We start from the raw sequence: 25,097 nt of genomic DNA, 5'->3' as shown, positions 1-25,097 counted from the left end.
CTATGTCTAAAACTAACGATCTCCTAAACCCGTCCCGCTCTAATTAAACTTAGTTAGTTCGAGAGGGATCTATTGTTAGAAAAATTGAGCGATTGCAGTATTAAACCCTTACAAACGAACCAAAAATAAAGCGCAATATTCACCCCACTTAACAACTTGGGATACCCTCAAGCAAGCTGAAAATTGTCTCATCTTTCAAGGGCAATGCTTCCGCGAAAAATGCCCAAAATAATAAACCAACGCCACGTACTAACAAAAAGTATGGCGTTGATTTTATTTGCCTCCTAAAAGTTAATCCATAAACTGCCGCAGCAACAGCGTACATAATAACTATTGTAACTTTAGGGAATCCAGCGCGTCCGAGGTGAACATGGGTGCGAAAAACTTCATTAAATAGGAAAAATCCCGTAACTATCGCTGAACCTAAAATAAACTGATTTTCAGGACGACTCGGTTGAGTAGTTCTTAGCAAACCAAAGCTAAAAACACACACCATTACTGAAAAATAAAACAACATTTGGAACATCAGAAAAAAGAAACCCGCCCCCGGATATGTCGCAAGACAAGGCGGAGAGAATAACCCTTTTACCGAAGAACCAAACCAATTTAGGGCAAAACTTACCACCCCTACCAGCAAGACAGCTAAAGTATTTAGCAAAAAAACAATCCTATAATTTGCCATAATCTAATTTGAGTGCCTCAAGTATTCTCATCATTGAGCGATCGCAGTTTTTTACTAAATTTACTTATCTTAAATTTAACCAATCTTGAATTTCTTGCGCTAACCAAGCCGCCTCAACCTCTTGTAAATTTTTTGCTAAAATATAAAAGTAAGTTCCCATATCGTTACCTGAACGAATCCTGATTTGATTTCCCTCAGCCAGGGCATATATAAAAGTACCCAAAATTTCCGAAATTTCCCCAGTTTGTTGTAAATAACTCCTACCAAATATCTGATGTTCCACTTTAAAGTAGTTCCGGTTAAATGTAATTTTATTACCATTGCCCAACATCTTAACTAAGATACTTGCTATAATCGTAAACAATCCTAATCCCATAAGGGAATTTACTTTCCAAACTAATAACATCATCGGCACAAATAGCAGTATAATTAATATTCCTATACAAGCACCTAAAAAAGGCTGGCTGACTAAAGTAGACGGAATTTTAATGTTTAACTCCGTCGCTGATTTGCTAACTTGAATGAGACTGTGAGGCGGTTTAGCAATTTTCCTAACAGTGGTAATTTGAAGATTGGCCCCTTGTATGTTTCCCGATTTCAAAGCTGCTAAAGCCTCTCTAGCCTTGCTGAAACGCTTTTCTAACCCGATTTCCGTCATCTTCTCAATCCAGCTTACCAAACTAGGATTCACACTCACGCGATCGCTAAACTGAATCCGAGAATCTTTCTGTGGCAAATCCGCAGGAGTCGCCCCCGTTAACAAATGAATTAAAGTAGCTCCCAAAGCATACAAATCCGAAGCCGCCACCGCCCGCCCCCAAAACTGTTCTAACGGTGCATAGCCACTCGTTCCTACCACTGTAAACGTTACACCTGTCACCGCTGCTTGAGCTTGCACAGCGCCAAAATCTACTAGATAAACGTGCTGATCTTCCCCCAAAATTAAATTGCTCGGCTTAATATCTCGGTGCAAAACCGGGGGGCTTAATTCATGCAAATAAATTAAAATTTCCAGCACTTCAGTGGCAATTTTACGTACTTTATTTTCGGAAAAACCCTGACCGTTTTCTAATAATTCCTGAAGTGAAAATCCAGGAATATAATCTTGCACTAACCCAAACCAAGGCAATCCTGCTCCCGCTTCCCGCTCCAGGGAAAAATAATCTCGATAGCAAGGAATGCGGGGATGATTTAGCGCCTGCAAAACTTGTGCTTCTCTTTCAAAAAGCTTGAGTTCTTCCCACTGCATTTCCGGGCTAAAAGCTAACATTTTCAGTGTCACCGGTTCTTGAGACTCTAAATCTACTGCTAGCCAAGTTTGATGACCGACCGCTGTGCGTCCTAAACGCTGTTGCAATTGATAACGTTCTTGTAAAATTTTTCCTGGATTTAACACAGCATTCTCCTATTTTTTTATTCTAAGAAATTGCCTTAAATATTAATTAAATTAACTATTTTGCCGAAAGCTTTCAATTGCTAGTACAAGTAGTTAGAGGTGAATTTCTCCATTCGGCATAATTGTACCGCGCCACTGAACACCTGCTAAATTAGCAGTGCTCAAATCTGCCCTAATCAAAGTTGTGCGGTGCAAAATTGCATCCCGCAAATCTGTTTTAGCCAGGTAAGCATCTGTCATATCAGCTTCACTCAAATTTGCCTGATTAAAATTAGCTCGACTCAAATCTGCCCGCACCAAATTAGCTCGACTCAAGTCAGCCATAATTAAATTAGCATTGCTCAACTTAACATCAGTAAGAAATGCACCCCGCAAGTTAGCGCCTGCCAATTCAGCATCAAGTAACACAGCTCTTTCCAACTTAGCATTTGTCATTACAGCCCAAGAAAAATTTGTTTCTACCAAAGTTGCTTCAGTCAAAAATATTCCCTCTAAAATAGCTTCGCTCAAATTCGCCTGAGTCAGATTTGCTTCTCCCAGAAATGCTTCAGTCAAATTCGCGTGACTGAGATTAGCTTTAGTCAAATCTGCACCTTGCAAATTGACGCCCCGCAAATCTGCACCTTGCAAATTTGCACCCCGCAAATTTGCACCCTCAAAAATCCGCAGTTCCTTCCGCAAATTTGCACCCCGCAAGCACGCACCGCGCAAATCTGCACCTTGCAAATTGACACCTCGCATATCTACATCGCTCAAATTTGCATCGATAAAAACTGCCAAAGAGATGTTGGCTTTGCGAAAGTCTGCACCTTGCAAAGTTGCTCCGTGGAAGTCGGCATCGGACAAATTTGCTCCGCTCAAGTTAGCCTGATTTAAGTTAGCACCGGACAACTTTGCATTAGTTAAATTGGCGCGCTGAAGGTTAATTCTGCTCAGGTACGACATCGCTAAGTTAGCACCCCAGAGGTCAGCACTGCTTAAATTGACGCCAATTAAATCGGCACCGCTCAGGTATACCCCTCTGAGATTCATACCTTGAAAATCTAGTTCTCCTGATGTATATCGTCTTAAAATTTCGCTGGCATTCATATTTGTTTTTATTGTTAATTAGGTACAATTTGCTATTTCTAGACTGCTTAAATTTCAGTTCGCGCAGGCGGACTTAGTTTTTGTAGCCCCAGACTTGAGTCTGATAAATTTGATGAAATTTCTTGAATTTCAGTTGACGCAGGCGGACTTAGTTTGTGTAGCCCCAGCCCCATACTTGAGTCTGAGCATTTAATGAGTTTAATTCACAAACTCTTGAGTCCAAGAGACTGTTTTGCTGCCTAACTGTCGCCCGTGAATTTTTACATGAGTAAGATATTTTGACTTTAAAGTACACAGTTTTTTGTGAAGGTAGGTAGCTGTAGCCTGTTGGTTTGGTACTTCAGCAGAATCCAGAATGACGTGGAGCCAACCGTCTTTAAAGCCCGCTGTAGCCGTAATTCCCTTAGGCTGTAGCAATTGATCGATCAATTGGGCGATCGCCTTTGGTTTACCTTGTTTTGCCATTTCCAGAAGCTGATACTGATTTGCTTTATGGCTAGAGATTTCCGGCGGTATTTCGGAAATATTGTCCGCCCTTTTTTCTGGAATTTCAGAAGGATATTTCCCGCTTTCTTTTGACTCCAATTCGATCAAAATTTCCAGCATCTTATCGGTAAACTTCTGAACTTTTCCTACATACTCTCTGAGATTTTTATATTTCCAGTACAAACGATCTTCTGCACTTCCCGTAGAAAATTTTCCGTTCAAAGCAGCTTCTAACTGGGTGAAGATATTTTCTATTTGCGCTGTTGCGGAGTTAGCACTTTGACTGACTAATTCTGTCATTTCTTCTTCCAATTCCAACTTGCGTTTGATGGAATCGCTAATATTTATAATAACAGGAGCCGCAGGTTCTAAAATTTCGATAATAGTCGGCATTTCTGCAACTGGGAATGTTTCTACCATTTCCTGTCTGAAATGGGTAGCATAATTATTGCTGGTTTCGGGCTCTTTAAACTGTACATTTTCTGCCGTGCCCGGCACTAAGTAACTCTTTTGGGGGTCATAATGATAGTGAGCTGGAGCAGCTTGAAGGATGTGAGTAATCTCGCCTGGATCAAAATAATCGGTGCGCCTGTCCACCAGCTCGCTCTCTTCATAAACACTGTTGTTTAAATGTGTCTGATCGTAACCTTCGCTAGCTGAAGATTCGGCTTCATGAGGTTCTTCCTGTTGCATTGTTGCGTAACAAGGATTCATCGCTTTGATGATTACGCTCGCAGCTTGGTCGTTTTCATCTCTGTTGTCGAGATTGCTAGCAGTTGTGTACAACTGAGATTCGAGTTCGGCTAGGCTACCGCAGACATTAAACAGTTGTCGCAGCAGATTGTCAAGTTCTTGAGTTTTCAGCAGCAGCCAGTCGCGATCGCTAAAAGTAAACTGGTGATAAAGACTAGAAAAAATTAGGATTTTCGCCCTCAGCGGATTTGTTTGCTGCAAAATCTTTTGTCTGACATCAAATAAATTCCCGGGGTTTCTTGCCCTTTCTTCGCTGCTTGATACTTCCAAACTAAAGTGCTCTTCAAATGCGGGAGCTTCCTGACCGCCAAAACTAGATATGTTTGTTTCTAATTTGGTGAAGTCTTCAAATTCATACAGCCTGCTAAGCTGACAGATTATGAGGTCGGATACTAAAGCATACTCGGTTTTTTTATTTACCTTAGAAACTATACTATTTAAAACTGCTTCAATATCTTCTAACCTGCTGTATTTGGCGCACAGTTCTTCGATTAAAATTCTGATCTCGGCGCTGGCGAGTTGGGCCGGATCGTTTTCCCAAGACTCTTTACAAGCAAAAAATATTATTTTTTTAATGCGCGAGAGATTGACGTCTTGTTCTAATTCGCGAACAACTTCATCTAAAATAGATAAAGCTTTCATAGTTTTCCTCCCATAAAAATACCCTGTCAACAGTCAACGATAAATAATAAGATCATACCACATTTGATAAATGCAAGACTTTGATGCGATCGTAATTGGCAGCGGTATTGGCGGCTTAGTCGCCGGCTCGATGCTAGCTCGCTACGGCAAGCGGGTTATCGTATGCGAGAGCCACACCATAGCGGGCGGGGCAGCTCACAGCTTTTCTCGCCGGGGATTTCACTTTGATTCGGGGCCTTCTTTTTATTGCGGTTTGACTGACCCGCATTCGTTTAATCCTTTGCGGCAAGTTTTTGATGTTTTAGAGGAATCGATCGCAGCAATTTCCTACGATCCGCTGGGGCATTACCATTTTCCTGAGGGAAGTTTACCGGTTTATGCTGATGCGAGAAGTTACTTAGATGCTGTAGCTAAGTTCGCACCGCAAGGTGCTGTAGAATTGCAGCAATTTCAACAAAATTTATTAGTTTTGTATGAGGCTTTGCGTGGAATTCCGGCTTTAGCGCTGAGATCCGACTGGCAGTTAATACCTGTTTTGCTGTCTCGGTACTCGCCTGCTTTGCTGAAGCTGTTACCGCTAGTAGGTGCGATCGCGGGTTCAGCAGGTTCCTTGATGGATCGGGACGTGCGCGACCCTTGGGTGCGGCGTTTGATTGATTTGGAGTGCTTTTTGCTGTCGGGTTTGAAAGCGCACGGAACTGTCGCGCCGGAAATAGCTTTTATGATTGGTGAACGATCGCGCTGTGCGATCGAATATCCTGTAGGTGGCAGCGGTGCGATCGTCGATGCTTTAGTCAGAGGCTTGCAGCGCTGGGGAGGAAAGTTGCGCCTGGGAACTCCCGTCGAGCAAATATTAGTTGAATCCGGCAAAACCACCGGTGTTCGCTTGCAAAATGGCGAAAGTATCCGCGCCCCAATTGTTATTTCCAATGCCACCGTCTGGGATACTTATACAAAGTTACTGCGCCCTGAAGATTTACCGGAAAGCTACCGAAAAACCTCCTTGTCGATGCCAGCAGTAGATAGTTTCATGCACCTGCATTTAGGAATTAAAGCTGAAGGACTCGAAGGTTTGACCGGCCACCACGTCGTCGTTCACGACAGCAAGATTGACATTACAGTACCCGGAAATACTTGCATGATTTCGATTCCTACAGTGTGGGATGCAACTCTCGCGCCGCCCGGACATCACGCCGTTCACGCTTATACATTGGAACCTTACGAAAGTTGGGAATATGGCGAATTGTATCAGCAGAAAAAGCAAGAGCGATCGCAATCTCTGTTTCAAGCTTTAGAAAAAATTATACCGGATTTGCGATCGCGGATAGTCTTAGAGTCGATCGGCACACCGCTAACCCACGCCCGATTTTTGCGCCGATATCAAGGAACTTACGGGCCTGCAATCGCCGCCGGAAAAGGCACATTTCCCGGGCCGCAAACACCAATCAAAGGCTTGTATCGGGTGGGAGACAGCACCATGCCGGGAATTGGCGTTCCCGCCGTCGCAGCATCGGGTATTTTGTGCGCGAATACTTTGGTAAATTCCGATGTGACAGCACAATTTTTGTAAATTGGTAGAGGAAGCGGGCGGGTTTTGCCAAAGATATTTTCGGCAATTCAAAAAATAGATCGACCCGCCCTCTCGTAACCAGTAAACTGCTTTCTGGGGCGCTGATGAGTCCTAAAAACTGATTATCCACCAGCGGCAAAAGCGCCCATAATTGCGATCGACAAAGCCAAACCTGGCAACAGCAGCAATCCTAACATTAAAGCATCGTGTCCGCTCATCACATTCTCCTGATATTGACCTTTGATATTATACTCTATAAACTGCCATCTTGCCTCGACCTTAAGAATTAAAACCGACATATAGATTCAGGATTGACAGGGCAAATTTTATTAACAATCGGATTCCCGCGCAAGTCTAGCGTAGTTAACTTTTGCAAAGATTGCAGGGAACTGATATCAGAGATTTGATTGTTGTACAAGTCTAGTAAAAATAAGTTATTTAAAGCTTGTAGCGCGCTGCTATCGGAAATTGGATTGTTGAACAGATAAAGTTCAGTCAAATTAGTTAAAGATTTCAGCGGACTGATGTCTGATATTTGATTGTTACCGAGGTTGAGTTCAATTAAATTAGTTAGCGATGTCAAAGGACTAATATCTGAAATTTTATTTTGGAATAAAACCAATTTATTTAAGTTAGTTAGCGATGCCAGCGGAGTAAGGTCAGATATTTCATTGCCGAATAGAAACAGCGTCTTGAGATTTTTTAAGGAAGCTAGCGGGGTGATATCTGATATTTTATTATTATAAAGGTAGAGTGTATCGAGTGCAGTCAAACTTCTCAGAGGAGCGATATCTGAAATTTGATTGTTGTAGAGGATCAGCGCATTTAAGTTCGTTAAAGCTTGCACCGGAGTGATGTCAGAAATTTTGTTGTCAAACAAGACAAGTGCGGTAAGATTAGTTAGAGCTGCTAGGGGACTGATGTCTGAGATTTGATTGGTATCGAGAACGAGTATACTCAAATTTATTAGAGATGAAAGCGGACTGATATCTGATATTTGATTGACATCCACAACCAGAGTTTTCAGATTGGTTAAAGATTGTAGGGGAGCGAGGTTAGATATTTGATTGCTGCCGAGGATAAGATTAGTCAGTTGAGCGAAAGATGAGAGGGGACTGATATCGGTAATTTGAAGATTTTTGAGGTTAAGTTCTGTTGTATTAGAAAGCAGCTCGTTGGCTCGATCGCACTCAGAAGTATCTGATATTTGCAACAGTATTTCTACCGTATGTTTGGCGTTGGGAGAAATAGTTTCTTTGTGTTTGCACCAATCTAGAAAGTTATTATAAGTTGTCATGGGCTGTGCTGCGTCAATCAATTTTAGATGGGAAATTGGAAAATTCAGATAAGTATAGCAATTCTCTTTCATTTGTGAATGAGAATTTTTTCAGCTTCTGATAAATTTTAGCCAAAATTGTGTAAAGTAATCTTAACATCCTTAATTGCATTGCATCACCAGGAGCCAATAGCCAACTATGACACCAGAACTAATTTTTAACGCAGCTAATCTGTTCGTTTTGCCTTTCTGGGCAATTATGATTTTATTACCAAACTGGGGAATTACCCGAAAAGTGATGAATTCTTTCATTCCGTTTGCGATGCTCGCCGCTTTGTACATATATTTGTTTGGTAGCAGTCTGACTGCGGAAAATGCGGCAGCTTTGTCGAATCCCAAGCTAGCAGATATTGCTAAGTTTCTGGGGGAGGAAACGGCGGCGGCTACGGGATGGATACATTTTTTAGTGATGGATTTGTTTGTCGGGCGCTGGATTTATTTGGAAGGACAGCGGACAGGAGTTTGGACGGTTCATTCTCTGGCTTTGTGTTTGTTTGCTGGGCCGATGGGATTGCTTTCTCATATTGTAACTGCTTGGATTACTCAAAGGTTTTTCCCGAGTTCTGAAAGTCTTTCAGGGGCGGGTTCTGCGGCCAATCCACAATAAAATTGATGTATTGTAGAACGGGTTCTCCGGCCCGTTCCTTCCTAAATATGGCGCAAGATACCAGTAACAATATAGAGCGTAGCTAAACCAGCCCCTTGTATTTTGAAAGAGGTAGATGGCGGTTTAGCGTTGGGTGGGGCGGGTTTATGAAATTATTGGTTTTAGGCAATTATTGTTTGTGAAATACGCCCCTACAATTTTCGATCGCAGCTTGGAACTTTTACAAAATTTTACAATATTAAGAATTGGCTAGGGGCAGCACTAAACGAGCCACAATTAAATTGTTTTCTAACATTTCTAAAGACAAGTTTCCCCCCATTAAGCGTACTGCTCGCTGACAAATTAAGAGATTTTGCACGATCGACCTATTTGCAGAAACGCCTAATATATCGGGCCCGGAACCGCCGTTGAAGGCAGCAATTAACTGTCGATCGCACGCGCCGCTATCGAGCACAGACAATTCTAGCAAACCTTCCCCCAACAACTGAGAGCGAATCTCAATCTTGTCACCAACTCCAGAGCGCCTGCAAGCAGCCGCGAGCAATTCGCACAGGATCAAATCCAGCTTAATGCTGTCCCCGCGAACGCTCAAAGTCTGGCCTGCAGGCATCGACACAGCAGTTTCTCTGTGCACTTCCAGCAAGACTTCCGACTGTTTGATCAGGGGGGCAGTTCGATCGAGCGATCGCCTCAGCCAAGCGCTCACAGGCACCGCATCTTGTGCGAATTGCAGCCGCCACTGTTCCTGTTTCAGCAGCAAATGAGTTGACCCCAAAGCATTGCCAATGTGCCGCAAAACCTGTTGGTAGCGCAAAGTTTTCAAAGCATCCTTTTGCTCCTTCCCCGACTGCAAAATCGACTGACTCAAATCCCCCAACTCCTTCACCCCCGCTCCCACAGTGCGGTAAAAGTCCTCAAAACGGCGCTGTTTGTACCAGTTGAGCAGCTCCAGATCGAATCGGTGCGACTCCTCGGCCGATTGCACCGCCAAATACCTGCGCCACCAAGCCAACTGAGACGCCATCGAGCTGAGTAAACTCACCGACAACTCCGACCACTGGCGGCCCGGAGCGTCTGCAGCCACCACAATGCCCGCCGGAGCGTGTTCTGGGGCCGTCCGCAGCGCCACCGTCATCATCTCGCCAATCCCCGGACTGCGCAGCCACCGCTTCGTCGCCAGTTGCAGTTGGCTCGTGTTCTGTTGCAGCACCCCGCTAGCAGCCAGGGTTTGTTGGATCAAGGCATCTGTTTTGACAGGAATCACCGCCTCGGGATTGAGGGCAAATACGGGATTGGCAGCTAGCGCCGTCGCAATTGAACCTTCCTCCTGACCTGGATTCCAAGTAATTACGGCTACTAAAGGACAGGAAAGTGTCTGGGAAACGTGTTGAGCAAAGTTACGATCGAGCTTTTGTAGTGGCAACTCTGGGAACATCGTCGGTGAAGCAGCAGATATCGGTTGCTCAGATTGCTCATCAGGAGAATGCTGCAAAACCGCCAAACCCGATTTGAGCAATCGCTCAAATTGCTGATATTTGTCGATTTCCGAACTCTGCTGCCAGGAGTGCAGGATCAATCCTAGCTGTTGGCTCACTAACCGAACTAATTCTTGCTCAGCTCGCCTCCAAGTGCGAGTTGCACTGTGCCCGACAACCAGCAAACCCTCGATCGATTTTCGACGATCGATTTTCGATTTTAAATTGGGGTTTTCTCCGTCTTTATTTTTCCTCCGAGTGCTTGATGCCAAAAGCGATCGCACCCCCGCCTCCGCTAGCACTTCCCGCCAAGCCCCCAACCGCCCGTCTTCTTCCCAATTTTCAATAGCCAGAGGTGCGCTTTCTTGCAACAGCCCCACGTCTGTCGCGTCGAGGGCGTTGAGCGGCGACGGCACTGCCCTGCGGTTGCGGGGCAGATTTTGGCAGACAATCTCAAAGCGATTTTGTTCTTCGCCGTACAGCAGCAGCAAAAAGTATTCGCATTTGAGCCGCCCGCACAACTGCTCGGCGGTATTTTTCAAAGTCGCCTCCCAGTCAGCATCGCTGTAGATGGCGCGAACTATTCCGGCAGTTAAATCTCGATCGATCTCAGTTTGCTGAATTTTCTCCTCCATCTCCGACACAGGAGCCGTCAGAGCCACTAACCGCGCCACTCCCTGCAGGTAATGTTTTTCATTTTCTTGCCAAATCCGGGGCTCGCCGGCTTCGACTGCCAAAAATCCCAACAATTCCCCTTCTGAAACAATCGGCGCAGCCAACAGAGAGCGAGCGCGGATTTGCTGCATCAACCGCCCCGTCAGCTCAGTTTTCAGAGAACTTTGAGATTCACCGATCCAAACCATTTCTTCCCTGCCCAAAGCCTGATAAAATTCGCCCAAGTCTTGGACGGTGATGCCCGAAGCCGCTCGGCCCGGCCCGCCCAAACCCGGAGCAACTTCGCGGTTGCTGACTCGGCGCCAAAAATAGCGCCGCTCTCGCTCGAACCAATAAACATTGGTGCGCGTCGGCTGGATAAATTCATGGGCTTGTTCGACAACCGCTTGCAAGTATTGGTCGAGCGATCGCAGTTCCCCCAACTGCGAAATCAGCGCTAAAAGAGACTCGTCTGGGTGTTTGACTTGTTGTCGCTGCCAGTCTTTTTCTATTTGGTAAAGAGCAGTTGCGAGCGCTCCAAATACAATCCCCAACTGCGTTTTTTCTCCCGACTTTGGCGACGCTCCCCACACGTCAGTTCCAAGCAAAATCACGCCGTAGCAGCGGTCTTTGTAGCGGAGCGGAAACAGAGTCGTACCTTGAATATTGAAAGTTTGAGCTGCTTTGCGCCATTCTCCGGCTCTGTTTTCCGATCGCAAATCCGGGACTCCCACCGGCCGGAGCTGAATCACCACTTGTTCCAGCAAATCCCCTGGGCTGAGGGCAAACCGCTGTTTGAGAAAAGACTGGTCGCCGTTAGGAGTCATGCCGCCTTTTCCCAACAGTCGGTGCGCCTGTCGATCGTACAACCCGATCCAAATCAACCCCCAGTCAAATTCCGTTTGCAAGTAACCGAGTGTGGTCGAAAGTAGCACTTCAACATTCTCCTCTTCTCGGAGAGTCTGGAGAACGCGTTCGAGGGTCGCGATTTGTTCGTCTAAATCCTTCGGTCTTTGCTGCTGCCCCATTTCCAAGCTTCCCCGCACCTTTGTCTAATTTAAAATTACCAACTTAAAAATTAAAAAATTCAAATGGAAAAGAATCAACTTATAATATAATCGTCTCACTTATCCTTGAATCTCAAACATTGAATAAAGTCGATCGAACTTGAAGTAAAAACTTTGCCTTCCCTGCCTGCTCGTGAATATTCTTATTTCCCTTCCCCTTTCTAATTTGTAAATTCCCCCAGTACAAATCATTGGATATTTATCAATCAGGTGTAAGGCCGCTGTTGTTTTCCGTATTGAAAACAGATGCCGAGTGGCTGCACAACCGCACTCTCCAAGTTCTCGAACTCGCAGCTAGAACCCAGTCAAACCCCGCCACCAGCCAAATGCTCTCCCGATTGCAGAAATCTTTGGGAGTCCAAGATTCTCGCCTCGAACAATCTTTGTGGGGACTGAGCTTTAAAAATCCTGTCGGCTTGGCTGCGGGATTTGATAAAAATGGCGTAGCTGCTGACATTTGGGCAAATTTTGGCTTTGGTTTTGCCGAACTTGGCACTGTCACTTGTCAACCGCAGCCGGGAAACCCCCAACCTCGCTTGTTCCGCTTGACGGACGACAGTGCAGCCCTCAACCGCATGGGATTTAACAATCAAGGAGCCGCGGCAATGGCAGCCCGGTTTGAGGCTGCACAGAAACAGTCCCCATTCGATGCCTCGCGCCCCATGCCTAAGTCTCCGTTCCCCTTGGGCATCAATCTCGGTAAATCTAAGGTAACACCGTTAGAGGAGGCAGCAGCGGACTATTTGGAGAGTTTTAAGCTGCTGAAAGATTGGGGCGACTATTTTGTAGTCAACGTTTCATCTCCGAATACGCCGGGGTTGCGATCGCTCCAAGATGCTGCGGGACTTAGCACGATTTTGGAAATTTTGCAACAAGAAAATCGCGGAAGCAAGCCAATTTTAGTTAAGATTGCGCCGGATTTGGAACCCGAGGCGATCGCATCAATCCTCGACTTAGCAAAAACCTACCAACTAGCAGGAATTATCGCCACAAATACCACCATCCGCCGCGACGGATTGAAAACACAAATATTGCGAGAAACAGGCAAACCAATCGCCGAAGAAGCCGGGGGAATTAGCGGGCTTCCAGTGCGGGAGCGATCGACAGAAGTAATCCGATTTATCTGGCAATATACAAAAGGCGAATTGCCCATAATTGGAGTTGGCGGCATTTTCACGGCCGAAGATGCTTGGGAAAAAATAGCCGCCGGTGCGAGTTTAATTCAAGTCTACACCGGTTGGGTTTACGAAGGGCCTTGGATGGTGCGCCGGATTCTCCAAGGGTTATTGCAAAAGTTAGAAGAACACGGATTTAGTTCTATTTCTGAGGCAGTAGGTTCCGACAATCAATAAATTCTGGTAGGAATCAGCCATTGAGGGGCTTTGTTAATTGCTTGTGCTTTTGCTTTGCGATCGTGATAGTGAGCTTCTCCAACAGCTAACCAGCTTTGGCAGTCTCGTCTAATATCCATGAGTTCACCCAGAATCTGACTCACAGTGCGATCGCTAAAAAACTCTCAGGCAATACCATACCAACATTTTCCTAACATTAATACTACAATATTTTTTTTTGATCGAGCGATTTTAATCAGTATTACATCAAAAGTAGGTAGTGATGCACAGTAATGGTTTAATATTAAATCAACATAAGTTTCCGAGGTCAAAGTATGGAATGTCCGAATTGTCAAAGCGATTTTTTTATTAAAAATGGAAACACTTATTACGGAAAACAGCGCTTTCAATGTAAAAATTGTAGTCGTCAGTTTATTGAAAATTCTCAATATAAGCAGATTTAACTCCTAGACTAAAGCCTTAATTGAGCGGCTGATTTTAGAAAAAATTTCTTGAGCCGGAATTGCTAGAGCTACGGGGGTATCCCTTCGATGGCTTCAGAATTATGTAAATAAAAAGTATGCCGAAATTTCCCAAGAAATTTTGGTGATAAAAAACCTTCATGTCAGTTGACTTTAGAGCTAGATGAAATGTGGTCATTTGTCAAAAACAAGCGAAAAAAGCAATGGCTCTGGATAGCTTTAGATCAAAAGACCCGTGAAATTGTTGGACTTTATATTGGAAACCGCTCAAAAAAATCTGCGTCCAAGCTCTGGCAATCTTTACCTCCTGTTTATAGACAATGTGCTGTTTGTTATACGAATTTTTGGGAATCTTATTCAGAAGTGCTACCTTTTAAAAGACATCGACCTGTAGGTAAAGAATCGGAAAAAACCAGCCATATTGAAATACTTAATAATACTTTACGGCAGCGAATTTATCATTTGGTTCGTAAAACCTTATCTTTCTAAAAAAAATTGCAAAACCATATTGGGGCAATTTTTAACTTTGTACATCACTATAATTCTTGCATAAGAAAACGACATCATTACTGTGCATGGCTACCATTTTAGAACTGAAAACTGTTACAGCTCTCTCAGCCTACATATATTTCCAGCTTCGGCAATTGTCTGAGCGCTTCTGGAATGGCTGTAATTTCAGTGTCACTAAGACCAAGCACTGTCAGATTGGACAGTTGTCCAAGACTTTCTGGAATGGCTGTAATCTGATTGTTATCAAGGTTAAGCCCTGTCAGATTGGACAGTTGCCCAAGTACCTCTGGGATGGAGGTAATCCGATTGTTATCTAGGTGAAGCCATTCCAGATTGGACAGTTGTCCGAGCGTTTCTGGGATGGAGGTAATCTGATTCTCACTGAGATTAAGGTGTGTCAGCTTGGACAGTTGCCCCAGATCCTCTGGGATGGAGGTAATCTGATTTCCGCTGAGGTAAAGCCATTCCAGATGCGACAGTTGTCCGAGCGTTTCTGGGATAGAGGTAATCTGATTTTCACTGAGGTCAAGCCGTTTCAGATTGGACAGTTGCTGGAGATCCTCTGGGATGGAAGTAATCTGATTTTCACTGAGGTCAAGCCGTTTCAGATTGGGCAGTTGCCCAATCGCTTCTGGGATGGAGGTAATCTGATTCTCTCTGAAGTCAAGCTCTACCAGATTGGACAGTTGCCGGAGATTCTTTGGGATGGAGGTAATCTGATTTACACAGAAGTAAAGCTCTTTCAGATTGAACAGTTGCCCGAGCGCTTCTGGGATGGAAGTAATTTGATTGTTACCGAGCTTAAGCCCTGTTAGATTGGACAGCCGCCCAAGGCCTTCTGGGATTTCGCTAATCTGATTTACACTGAGATCAAGCCATTCAAGATTGGACAGTTGCCTGATCGCTTCTGGAATGGAGGTAATCCGATTGTAACTAAGGTTAAGTATTTTTAAGTTGGTTAATCCAAGAACTCCATCAGGAAACTTAGTTATCTTATTCCCCAACCATCTTCTTGTTTTTTTTCCATAGGAACTATAACCCGTCAACAGCAAAGTCTCAAGCTGCGTACACTTAGCAATTTCCGGTGGAACTTCTTCTAGCTCCAACTCCGACAAATCCAGTTCTATCAATTTTTCCTCGGCGGCCCGCTCAATACGTCGTACTGCTTCCTCTCGCGTCATATCCTTTATCTCTCAGTCGAATTCATTTTAGTGTGACCATAATTTTAGTCTGTTGGAAAAAACGGCAGGAATCAGTATAGCGTTATTTCCCTATCTAGCGGATGAGCTGTTGGTGCCGGATAATTTTAACAATTCGATTTATCTAACACGCATCTAATCAAATATTTCCGCTAATTTCAAAGCATTAAGTTGAGCTTGAGCTTTATGCAGCGACTCCTGCCATTCCCTTTCCGGATCGCTATCAGCAACAATCCCCGCACCCACTTGTCCCCAAACAACTCCCCCGGTCGTACCGTCACTTTTTGGTGCATATAAAAGGGTGCGAATCAAAATATTTAAATCCAGGTTGCCGCGCCAGTCCAAATAACCGCAGGAACCGTAAAATAAGTTGCGCTTCACGGGTTCCAATTCTTCGATGATTTCCAGACAGCGCACTTTCGGACAACCTGTAATCGTACCGCCCGGAAAAACCCCTCGAATTAAGTCGATCGCGTCGCAATCTCGTCTTAATGTACCGATAACATTACTGACGAGGTGCATCACGTGACTGTAGCGTTCAACGGTCAGAAATTCGTTAACTTTTACCGAACCCCATTCACACACCCTTCCGATATCGTTGCGCTCTAAGTCAACTAACATAATATGTTCGGCTCTTTCTTTGATATTCTCTATTAATTCTTGTGCTAACTGCTCATCTTGAATGCAGGTTAAACCTCGCGGTCGCGTTCCCGCGATCGGTCTAGTATCCACTTTTTTTCCTAATAATTGAACCAGTCTTTCCGGCGAACAACTAACTATTGCCCCCCACGGAGTTTGCCAATAACTTGCAAAAGGCGAAGGATTGATCCGTTGCAAAGCGCGGTAAATTGACCAACTACTGCAATCTGTACGGGCTTCAAACCGCAAAGATAAATTAGCCTGAAAAATATCGCCCGCATGAATATACTTCTGAGCTTTTCGCACTATTTCTTTATACTCACTCTGAGATAATTGGAAAATAGGAGTTGCGGAATTTTGTTGATAATTTTCCGGTAAATTATTCTCGATTATTTCTCGATCGGTTTGCTCTAATTGATGCTGCATAACATCGAGTTGAGAAGGTTGACTCGCAGCCAACCAGAGAATTTGCGTTTGACTGTCTAAAACCGCAAAAGATTCTGGTTCGTACCAACAGCTAACCGGGAAAGGAAGCGGATCGCTATTGAGTTGGGGCAGGTGTTCGATTTCCCATGCTAAATCATAACCCAGCCATCCCAGCCAACCCCCAGTAAAAGGAATTTCCGGCGGTACATTTACTGCTAAGTTTTGCTTTTGAAACTCCAAAAGAGCGCGCAAAAAAGGTAAAATTTCACCGACTGGCGGTGTCCATAGCTGAGATTGACCGTCAATTATCCGGGGAGAACCTGCACAAATAGAATATCGTGCCAAGTTAGTAGAAGATGTAACTGGACTTTCTAGTAGTACAGCCATATCGCGGGGGGGAAAATCCGATATTGAGCTTGCACAGTCGGCAGTTTTACCGAGAAATAAAATTTGAAAAATCTCCGATCCGCTGCGCTGATTTAGGGGAAGCTTTCGCCAATGCCAAGGTTTTATTTGTTTCATAATAGATTGCACTATGGTTAACGCTTTCAAGACTTACGCAACGAGTCAATTCTGTAGTAAGGTGCACAGTTCGCACCCTAGTAAAATCGATTGAAAGCGTTATCTCAGCCATTACTTACAACTTTCCAAACATCTCGGTTTGCCTTTTTTTTGAGGCGAATCCAACCCCTAACGGAGTTAATGAGAAATAGATTTTGGGTACTGCGCAAATCATCTAAGGTAATTAATTCTTCTCTGATTTTTCCCTCCTCTAAAAGTTGAGAACGAAACGTCCCCGGTAATAAACCGCACTTGACGGGAGGTGTGATTAGACCTGCGGGTGTATCGATCGCGATATTGGCGATCGTGGATTCGGTGATAACTCCATCTTGATTCCACAGAAAGACATCCTGATATTCGGGCTGCGACTCCAAAGCCATTGTATAAGGCAATCGGTAAGTTGTCTTGTGGTAAAGAAATGGGCTTTGAGAATCGATCGGTTTGCGGGCAATTCCCACAGATGCACCAATGTGTAAGATACCGCTATCTAGTGTCTGAGCTTGTAATGTTATGTTTCCCTTACAAGATATTGTTAACCGTATTTTTTGTTTGACTGAACCGCAAGTCATACTTAATGCTTGTAAAGCTTTACTTGCTTCTGTTAGCGATAGGGGGAAATTAAAATAATCAGCCGATCGCTCTAATCTTTCCAAATGTCTGTCTAGCAAAAAATAGCCGTTTTTTGGTTCCCATAAAAGTGATTCCAGCAATTCAAAATTTGGCTGTTGTTGAATCATATTTGTCAATATAATGTAGCTTAGGTAACTTGACAATTTTTAGACCCGCGAAAGTGCATTTTTGTGTAATTATATAGGAAGTTAACTTGAATTTATGTTGCCTAAATCCTTTATATCTCAATGGCGCCTTGCCATCCGGCTATTAATATTAACCTCAGTGCTCACACCCCTAGCCCTAAACTACTACGTCAGGCTAGTTACAAGCAACTACCTGCGCACCGATGTAGCTAAGGTTCCCGCCGAACCAATTGCCATTGTTTTCGGTGCCGGAGTTTGGGAAGACGGCACTCCAAGCCCAATGTTAGCCGATCGAGTGCAAGCAGCCGTCGATTTGTACAAAGCGGGGCGGGCGGACAAACTTTTGATGACAGGAGACAATAGCACCGCCGATTACAACGAAGTCCAAGCAATGCAGGACTACGCCGAAGCACAGGGCGTACCGATTAATAATATCATTCTCGATTATGCCGGATTTAGCACCTATGAAAGTTGCTACCGGGCGAAAGAGATTTTTGGCATAACGCAGGCTGTTTTAGTTACCCAAAACTTTCACTTAGCCCGCGCTATTTATACGTGCCGCCAGTTGGGCGTAGAGGCGATCGGCTTAGGAACTCCGGATTGGGGCAAATTCCCCCAAAATAGCATGATTCGGTACAGTTTCCGCGAATTTCTGGCAGTCCTCAAAGCGCTTTGGGAAGTGCGCGTTACCCGCCCAGAACCGACTTTTTTGGGGCCGTTTGAAGGAATTAAAGAAAAATTATGAGTGCTCTGTTGAAGACTTTATTCCTTGCTTTAAAGACTAAAGTTTTCACTAAAAACGGGTTTTCTTACAACTCACCGGACATCATGTAAGTCCGGGAGTTGTAAGTTTTGAGTTAAACAAAAGTCCCGACACAACTCACAAATCATAACTCGATCGTTGCGGTAGTGTTCCATAACTTACTCGCGTTTGGAAAGCCCCGCCAGCGACCAAGTTAGGCTCACCATCATTAAGCGGCCTAGAGCCTTCAAACGGTCTTCGGCGTTATTTTCAATCGCTTGAGACAGAGTTTCAGACTTAACATTTATCGATAATTCTTCAGCAGTTTCTGCTGGTTTTTCCAACTGAGATTGTTCAGAAGATGTCTCAAGACTAACTTGTGGCTGCTGATTTTTTTCTTTGGTCATTTTCTGAGTCACCTCCTGGAGTTATTGCATACATAACCCTTAATACAAATGTAATTTATTTGTATCCGGGATTTGGGGAGTCAAGTTTTCCTTACCAGACAATCGCAGTTACCAACTGACTTAAAAGTTTTGATTTCAGTTGTTAGCTATCTTAAATAGCACTTAGCCAATTTTCCTCAGAAAGCCGATTTATTCACAGGTAGGTCGTCTTTCACAATTTTTTGTAATAAACGGGATTTCTGAGCTTAAGTCCTGTTAAATTCAAAACTCACGCACTACTACCGATGATGCACATTACGGCATTGTTATATTTACTTAACAGTAATATTTGCGAGTTTCTGATACAGTAATATTTCCCAGATTCTGATATTGTTAAAGCTTAACAATTAATTTTGCTCTGATTTATCTCAATCTGAAAGCAAGTGTCTGGAAATTATTAACAAACTGAAGGTGTAGAGCCGATGGCAATTTATGTTGATACTGCAATTGTAGCGGAAGCCGCACGGGCGAGCAAGTTCGGATGGATAGCGGGAATTACTACTAATCCGACACTTTTGGCAAAAAGCGAGTTATCTCCTGAGGTGACTCTCAAACAACTGGCACAACTGATTCCTGGGGAAGTGTATTATCAGCTAATGGCATCTGATTTTGATGGCATGGTAGCAGAAGGAAAAGCTGCTTTTGAGTCGATCGGGCGGCAAACAGTTTTGAAAGTTCCAGCAACGGCTGCGGGTTTCCAAGCAGTAGCGCATTTGTCACCGGAAATTCCTTGCGCGGTGACAGCTATTTACAGCGCATCACAAGCAGTTGTCTCAGCAGAAGCGGGGGCCAAATATGCGATCGCCTACGTGAATCGCGCTACCCGACTCCTCGGAGACGGTTTTGCCTTAGTCCAAGATATGGCAACTGTCTTGAAGCAAACTAATACGGAGATTTTGGCAGCTAGCATTAAATCGCCGGAAGAAGCGGTCAAGACTTTATTAGCTGGCGCCCATCATTTGACATTGCCTTTGGACGTTTTGCAAGCAATGACTGTTCACGAACTTTCGCAGCAAACTGTTGATGAATTTGCCAAAAAAGGGCGGGGGATTTTGGGATAATACCAAATTTATTTGCATAACGTCTTGGTTATGTGAACATTGAAAATTGCGAATTGGTAATGGGTAATTGGTATGGGTTTTAAATAACTTATATCAAATAGGGTAACATCCGAATGATACCGAGCTTGCGGGCGTCCCGCTCTTGATGAGAACTCGCAAGCAGGACGCTACTAGATTGCAGGGTATAATTCCGAGTCAGGGTATTTGATAGGACTGATGAGTGATGACTGCTGACTAAGGACTATTGATACCAGTCAAAAAAAAGAACGCCAGTGTAAGCCCGTGCTTCAAACCCATACACAATAAGCCATTACCACTTCTTTAATCAAAAATCAAAAATCAAAAATAGCAGGACTATGGCATTCGCCAAATCTTAATAGTGCGATCGGGACTGCCACTCACAAAAGTCTTGCTATCTCTGGCAATAGCAACAGAACTCACAAACTGACTGTGACCAGAAAGAGTGCTTCTTTCTTTTCCCGTCTTCAAATCCCAAACTATAATATCTCCGCCCCCGCCGATCAAAGTGCGACTGTCCGGGCTAAAGGCGATCGTCCTCACCAAGCTCGAATGCCCTTTAAAAGTGCGGGTGCGCTTCCCGTCTTGCACGTTCGACAAACGGATCGTATTGTCGGTGCTAGCACTAGCCACACTTTGCCCGTTCGGGCTAAAAGCCACAGCATTAACCGGGCCCCCGTGACCTGTGATAATTCTTCTAACTTCTCCGGTGCCGAGATTCCACAAACGCAGAGTCTTATCATCGCTGCCGCTAGCGAGAGTTTTACCGTCCCGGCTCAAAGCGATCGCGTTTACTCCTCCGGCATGGCCGCTCAAAGTCCGCAACCTGCTGCCGGTGCTGACATTCCACAAGCGAATAGTTTTGTCATCGCTGCCGCTAGCGAGAGTTTTACCGTCCCCGCTAAAAGCGATCGCGTTAACGACGGCTTTGTGAGCGGGAATCGTCCGCATCCGCCGCCCCGTCTTCAAATCCCAGAGAATCAGATTATTGTCGCCACCGCCGCTGGCCAAAATCGAGCTGTTCGGGCTCACCGCCAGCGTATTGACCGATTTTTTAGAATGCACCGAATTGAGAGTCCGCACCAGGCGTCCCGTCCTCACATTCCAAATTCTAATCGTCCCAAAGCTTGCGCTGACCAAAGTTTGACCGTCAGGCGACAGGGCGATCGCATTTACACTGCCGACATTATCCAAACTTCTTTGCAAAAACTGACTGCTAGGCAAACTAGAAAGCAGCCACACCGGGTTGGCCGGAAACACCCCGTAACGCAGCGAACCGTAAATTTGAGACGCACCAATACCCAGCATCAAAACAGCCGTGCCGGCCAGCAACTTATTTTTCCAATCAAAAACCTTTTCGGCGGGCTTCTTCAAGACCGAATTCAGAGGTCTGAGGCGGTTCATGGAATTCTGCTTCGTCGCCCCAGACGCCCCGGAAGTTGCGCGAAGTTTAGTTTGCCCCGTCGCCGGCAACTGAGTCGGCAACTGACTTTCCGCACCGTCGAGTTTAATTTCCTCCAAGCACTGCAAAACCATCTGCGGACTTTGAGGTCGATTTCCCGGAAAAGGCGCCATCAGGTAATCGATCACATTAGCCACGGGGTCGGAAACCTGAGGAGCTCCTTTGCGCCACATTAATCTGCCCGTGCGCGGGTTTTCTGGAAACGCAGTCGGCGGCTTGCCAGTCAGCAAATAAACAAAAGTGCGACCCAGAGCAAAAAAATCCGACTGCGGAACAGCCTTGCCATTAGTTTGTTCCGGCGGCGTGTAGCCTGGGGAAACAATACCAGTCACATTTTGCCCCTGGCCCACCTTAGCGAAATAAGTCGCCGACACTTCCCGAGCAGTCCCGAAGTCAATCAGCACTAACTGCCCGTTCGGCTTGCACATAATATTGTGCGGCTTGATATCCCGATGGAAATAGTTGAGGCGGTGAACTTGGTCTAAAATTTCCGACAGTTGTTTGAGCCAGTTCACAGCTTGTTCTTGACTGATCGGGCGGCCCCGATGTTTCAGCCAGTCTTGCAAATTGGCCCCAGCAATTTTCTCCATCACCAGACAGTGAAAAGACTCTGTGCTGTGAGCTGGCGTAAATATAAAATAACCGTCGCGATCGACTTTGGGAATACCTGGATGTCTTAGCCTGACCAATACGTCGGCTTCTTGCTTAAAAAGTTCTACAGCTTTGGGATGTTCTTTGAGTAAGACTTTGAGCACTTTTCGAGCGCCGTTGTCGTCCACTTCAAATGTTCTGCCAAAGCCGCCGCCTCCGAGAGGTGCGACTAGCCGATATCGACCTTGCAACAAAAGTTCTGACCCGCAGTGGATACACGCGGATTTGCCAGAGTTGGCTGGATCGGAGGGATTCGGGCATTTGGGATTGAGGCAATAACTCACAGAAGCCACATAACCCTGATTGAGGTTGCTCTATCAAGTTTTACTTTGACACTGCTATACAAAACTTGGCTAAGCTTAATTTTTGCTTCACCATTCAACTAGAAGTATTTTCTAGAGGGTCTGATTCCTGCTTCTGCCAAGGGAGTCGGCTCTTACTTGTCCACAGGCGTAAATTCGGGTGGAGCAGCACCCTATTTTTCAAATGAGTACAACTATTTATTGTGGAAGCTTTTAGCCATTGTTTAACCATTATTTTCAACCAATTTAACGAATCGTGGTATCCCGTTCGACCTTTTTATAGGCTGGTCAGTTTTAAATCGACCTCGTTTACTCTCCCAGAAAATTTTTGCTGCAGATTTTAGGCATTATGAGAATGTTGCACATAACTGCGTTTCTGTCAATATGCTGGCCATAATTCGCTATGAGCAAGTTTAATAAAGTATTAAGCGATTAGATTAACCTCTGCGCACTCTTGGTGACTGAGATTTTTGGTTCAGCTTGCGTCACTTGCTTGCGACTGGATTACTCCAGGCAAAGTAGAGGTGTCTTTTCTAAGAGCGTTAATTTCGGTAGGGCATACCGTATTTGAGTAGTCCTCTTTATCTAGTTCGGTTTTTGTTCAAATACGAGTTTTCCTAGACGGCAACACCGTGTTTGTGTGACTACGTACTCAACAACCTAGTTAAGTTTTTACGTTGTCTAGTTATACTCAATTTTAAACTTATGACGATCGTAGCACACCTAGTACAAGACTCATGAGCATTCTTGATTGAAATCTTGCAGCGTCCCTGAAGTCAAGCGAGGCTTTAGTCTCGCTTGACTTCAGCATCCCGTGTTTTTGTCTAACCTGTGGCACTGCAATCTCACGATCGGGTTGAGGCCAAAGGTTTTGTTGTTTGTCACAGCCGATCGATGTCAAACATCCCTGATGACAGCAGATAATTTACAAAAAGACCAGAACTAATAACTCAGAGCAGCCACATTTTAATTGTACGATCCCAACAACCACTCTCGAAAAAAGAAGTGAGAGTGGGGGAGTGGGAGAGTAGGGGAGTGGGAGAGTGGGAAAACCCGCCTTCTGCCGAATGCCTTCTTTCCTCTTCCCTCTTCGTTCCCCATAAGAAAGCCTGTTAAACAAGTCCCTCAATTACTGGATGGAAGTAGAACGCCAGCGCCAAAACCGTATAAGCTGCCAACAGCAAAGTACCTTCGAGCCAGTTAGAGTTGCCGTCTGAACTGATAGAATTAGCGATCAGCACCGACACCGCAACCGCTACAAGTTCAAACGGGTTGAAATTCAAGTCCATCGGTTTGTCCAACACAAAACCTGCCAAAACCAACACCGGGGCAACAAACAAAGCAATTTGCAAACTCGAACCCACTGCCACAGAAACCGACAAATCCATTTTATTTTTCATCGCCACCGTCACCGCCGTCGTGTGTTCGGCCGCATTGCCAATAATCGGCACTAAAATCACCCCGGTAAACAGTGATGTCAGGCCCAAACGCGCCGTCGCTTCTTCCAGAGTACCCACCAACAGTTCCGACTCGACAGCTACCATCAGGGTACAGGCTAACAGCACCCCAATCCACAGCGGCAGATTGACTTTGTGGTCTGGACTGTCTGGTGCTAAGTTACTTTCGGCTAATTCTTCAAGCATTTCTATTTCTGCCACCCCTGCATCGTACAGATAACTGTGGGTTTTCATCGAAAACAGCAGCGTCAGCACGTAGACGACGATCAGCACTACAGCAACAGCGCTAGAGAGGTTCTGCATAGTTGCCGGAGGGATGCCAATAGAGGTGGCATTAACTGCCGTCGGCACCAAAATGGCAATCACGGCTAAGTTCATCGCTGAAGCATTCAACCGGGCGACTGTCGGCTGAAAATCTTGTTCTTTGTAGCGCAAGCCGCCCAGCAGCATCGCCAATCCCATCACCAGCAGCAGGTTGCTCATAATTGAACCGGTGATGCTGGCCTTGACAACATCTATTAGTCCGGCGTTGAGTGCGACGATGCCAATAATCAGTTCCGTAGCATTTCCGAAGGTAGCGTTCAGCAAACCCCCCAAATTGGCACCGAGGACGACGGCGATTTCTTCGGTGGCCGTCCCCATCCACGCGGCTAGGGGGATGATGGCTAAAGCCGAGGTGACGAAGATTGTGGAGGGTTCCCAGCCGAGAAAGTGTCCGGCGATGGAAACCGGGATAAATAACAGCAGGCTGGAAATTATTGTATTTGTGTTTAGCATTTAGATTCTCAAAAGCTGCCAACCGTCAATCATAGCCTGCCACAAAGTTTAATAAACGGGGAGGGTTCGGGAGTTGGGTGTTCGCTTAAAGTTGGGGGTGGGCGATCCTCTTCGAGGGCTTCGCTAACGAGCGATCGAGCTTTGAAGCAGCCTGCTATACCTATACTTCACGAAGTATGTCACACATTATTCGTCAGATCGAGAAACATCGGATAACTGAAAGATTTAGCAAATGCTGTTTTTTGCCTCTATATTCCTCATGCAAAACACAAAACCCAAATTTCCGAATTTTTAAAGAATTCGGTGAGATAACAGCGAGATAATTCTACGTTTAATTAGATTGATTTACTTGCCAAAATATATAGCAATCCTAAATCAGTTGCAAATTAATCGGGCTTCACTAATCATGATTAAGTTGGTATTAATTCAGTTTTTCAACAAAAAAGTTATACATATATAACTTGGGAAAATCAAAAACTTGACAATGAGTTACCAGCATAAATAATTTTTTAATCAGTGGG

At 44.9% G+C, this 25,097-nt stretch carries 19 protein-coding genes and 1 pseudogene; 6 read left to right on the top strand and 14 right to left on the bottom strand.

The window, feature by feature from the left end; genetic code table 11:
- Positions 1–148 precede the first annotated feature (148 nt).
- The 4 genes from E5S67_RS20960 to E5S67_RS20945 all read right to left on the bottom strand — a co-directional run bounded on the left by E5S67_RS20960 (position 149) and on the right by E5S67_RS20945 (position 5,048).
- Positions 149–682, bottom strand: a complete 534-nt coding sequence (locus E5S67_RS20960) for a hypothetical protein (protein ID WP_172190328.1) — start codon at positions 680–682, stop codon at positions 149–151.
- Positions 683–746: 64 nt separating this feature from the next.
- Positions 747–2,078 (bottom strand): protein kinase domain-containing protein, encoded by a 1,332-nt coding sequence (locus E5S67_RS20955; protein WP_172190327.1) that lies wholly within the window; start codon positions 2,076–2,078, stop codon positions 747–749.
- Between the two features lie 93 nt (positions 2,079–2,171).
- Positions 2,172–3,167, bottom strand: coding sequence for a pentapeptide repeat-containing protein (locus E5S67_RS20950; protein WP_172190326.1), 996 nt, complete (start codon positions 3,165–3,167; stop codon positions 2,172–2,174).
- Between the two features lie 198 nt (positions 3,168–3,365).
- On the bottom strand, positions 3,366–5,048 hold the full coding sequence (locus E5S67_RS20945; protein ID WP_172190325.1) for a hypothetical protein: 1,683 nt from the start codon (positions 5,046–5,048) through the stop codon (positions 3,366–3,368).
- 70 nt (positions 5,049–5,118) lie between these two features.
- On the opposite strand from E5S67_RS20945, the gene E5S67_RS20940 reads away from it, so the two are divergent.
- Positions 5,119–6,618, top strand: coding sequence for a phytoene desaturase family protein (locus tag E5S67_RS20940; RefSeq protein ID WP_172190324.1), 1,500 nt, complete (start codon positions 5,119–5,121; stop codon positions 6,616–6,618).
- Positions 6,619–6,740: 122 nt separating this feature from the next.
- Here the strand turns inward: E5S67_RS20940 and E5S67_RS20935 are convergent, their stop codons facing one another.
- The gene (locus E5S67_RS20935) at positions 6,741–6,917 is read right to left on the bottom strand and encodes a hypothetical protein (RefSeq protein WP_172190310.1); all 177 of its coding nucleotides are present in this window, start codon (positions 6,915–6,917) and stop codon (positions 6,741–6,743) included.
- Positions 6,905–7,915, bottom strand: coding sequence for a leucine-rich repeat domain-containing protein (locus E5S67_RS20930; protein ID WP_172190323.1), 1,011 nt, complete (start codon positions 7,913–7,915; stop codon positions 6,905–6,907). Before E5S67_RS20930 ends, E5S67_RS20935 begins: the two co-directional genes overlap by 13 nt.
- A gap of 178 nt (positions 7,916–8,093) precedes the next feature.
- Between E5S67_RS20930 and E5S67_RS20925 the strand changes: the two genes are divergently transcribed.
- Complete coding sequence (locus E5S67_RS20925) at positions 8,094–8,561, top strand: ABA4-like family protein (protein WP_172190322.1); 468 nt, start codon at positions 8,094–8,096, stop codon at positions 8,559–8,561.
- A gap of 238 nt (positions 8,562–8,799) precedes the next feature.
- On the opposite strand, the gene E5S67_RS20920 is transcribed toward E5S67_RS20925, so the two are convergent.
- Positions 8,800–11,736 (bottom strand): sensor histidine kinase, encoded by a 2,937-nt coding sequence (locus tag E5S67_RS20920; protein ID WP_343045298.1) that lies wholly within the window; start codon positions 11,734–11,736, stop codon positions 8,800–8,802.
- Positions 11,737–11,948: 212 nt separating this feature from the next.
- On the opposite strand from E5S67_RS20920, the gene E5S67_RS20915 reads away from it, so the two are divergent.
- Entirely contained in the window at positions 11,949–13,109 is a 1,161-nt protein-coding gene (locus E5S67_RS20915) for a quinone-dependent dihydroorotate dehydrogenase (RefSeq protein WP_172190320.1), read from the top strand.
- Here E5S67_RS20915 and E5S67_RS20910 read toward each other — a convergent pair.
- Positions 13,103–13,252: a hypothetical protein gene (locus E5S67_RS20910; RefSeq protein ID WP_172190319.1), complete on the bottom strand. Its 150-nt coding sequence runs from the start codon at positions 13,250–13,252 to the stop codon at positions 13,103–13,105. The genes E5S67_RS20915 and E5S67_RS20910 overlap by 7 nt on opposite strands.
- Before the next feature lie 171 nt (positions 13,253–13,423).
- On the opposite strand from E5S67_RS20910, the pseudogene E5S67_RS20905 reads away from it, so the two are divergent.
- Positions 13,424–14,161: pseudogene (locus E5S67_RS20905) on the top strand (IS1 family transposase).
- 23 nt (positions 14,162–14,184) lie between these two features.
- Here the strand turns inward: E5S67_RS20905 and E5S67_RS20900 are convergent.
- The 3 genes from E5S67_RS20900 to E5S67_RS20890 form a co-directional block, all read right to left on the bottom strand.
- Positions 14,185–15,261, bottom strand: coding sequence for a leucine-rich repeat domain-containing protein (locus E5S67_RS20900; RefSeq protein ID WP_172190318.1), 1,077 nt, complete (start codon positions 15,259–15,261; stop codon positions 14,185–14,187).
- 153 nt (positions 15,262–15,414) lie between these two features.
- Positions 15,415–16,866, bottom strand: a complete 1,452-nt coding sequence (locus E5S67_RS20895) for an anthranilate synthase component I (protein WP_172190317.1) — start codon at positions 16,864–16,866, stop codon at positions 15,415–15,417.
- A gap of 104 nt (positions 16,867–16,970) precedes the next feature.
- Entirely contained in the window at positions 16,971–17,642 is a 672-nt protein-coding gene (locus tag E5S67_RS20890; RefSeq protein WP_172190316.1) for an aminotransferase class IV, read from the bottom strand.
- A gap of 94 nt (positions 17,643–17,736) precedes the next feature.
- Between E5S67_RS20890 and E5S67_RS20885 the strand changes: the two genes are divergently transcribed.
- Entirely contained in the window at positions 17,737–18,405 is a 669-nt protein-coding gene (locus E5S67_RS20885) for a SanA/YdcF family protein (RefSeq protein ID WP_172190315.1), read from the top strand.
- 176 nt (positions 18,406–18,581) lie between these two features.
- Here E5S67_RS20885 and E5S67_RS20880 read toward each other — a convergent pair whose 3' ends face one another.
- Positions 18,582–18,809: a hypothetical protein gene (locus tag E5S67_RS20880; protein ID WP_172190314.1), complete on the bottom strand. Its 228-nt coding sequence runs from the start codon at positions 18,807–18,809 to the stop codon at positions 18,582–18,584.
- Positions 18,810–19,270: 461 nt separating this feature from the next.
- Between E5S67_RS20880 and E5S67_RS20875 the strand changes: the two genes are divergently transcribed.
- Positions 19,271–19,909: a transaldolase family protein gene (locus E5S67_RS20875; RefSeq protein ID WP_172190313.1), complete on the top strand. Its 639-nt coding sequence runs from the start codon at positions 19,271–19,273 to the stop codon at positions 19,907–19,909.
- A 354-nt stretch (positions 19,910–20,263) separates the two neighbouring features.
- On the opposite strand, the gene E5S67_RS20870 is transcribed toward E5S67_RS20875, so the two are convergent.
- Positions 20,264–22,333 (bottom strand): protein kinase domain-containing protein, encoded by a 2,070-nt coding sequence (locus tag E5S67_RS20870; RefSeq protein WP_172190312.1) that lies wholly within the window; start codon positions 22,331–22,333, stop codon positions 20,264–20,266.
- A 1,121-nt stretch (positions 22,334–23,454) separates the two neighbouring features.
- Positions 23,455–24,576, bottom strand: coding sequence for a calcium/proton exchanger (gene cax / locus E5S67_RS20865; protein ID WP_172190311.1), 1,122 nt, complete (start codon positions 24,574–24,576; stop codon positions 23,455–23,457).
- Positions 24,577–25,097: the final 521 nt, after the last annotated feature.

It is taken from the genome of Microcoleus asticus IPMA8 (assembly GCF_013179805.1).
GTDB classification, from domain to species: domain Bacteria; phylum Cyanobacteriota; class Cyanobacteriia; order Cyanobacteriales; family Microcoleaceae; genus Microcoleus; species Microcoleus asticus.
Note: the sequence above shows the minus strand (reverse complement) of the source record. Positions and strands in the feature narration are given on the sequence as shown.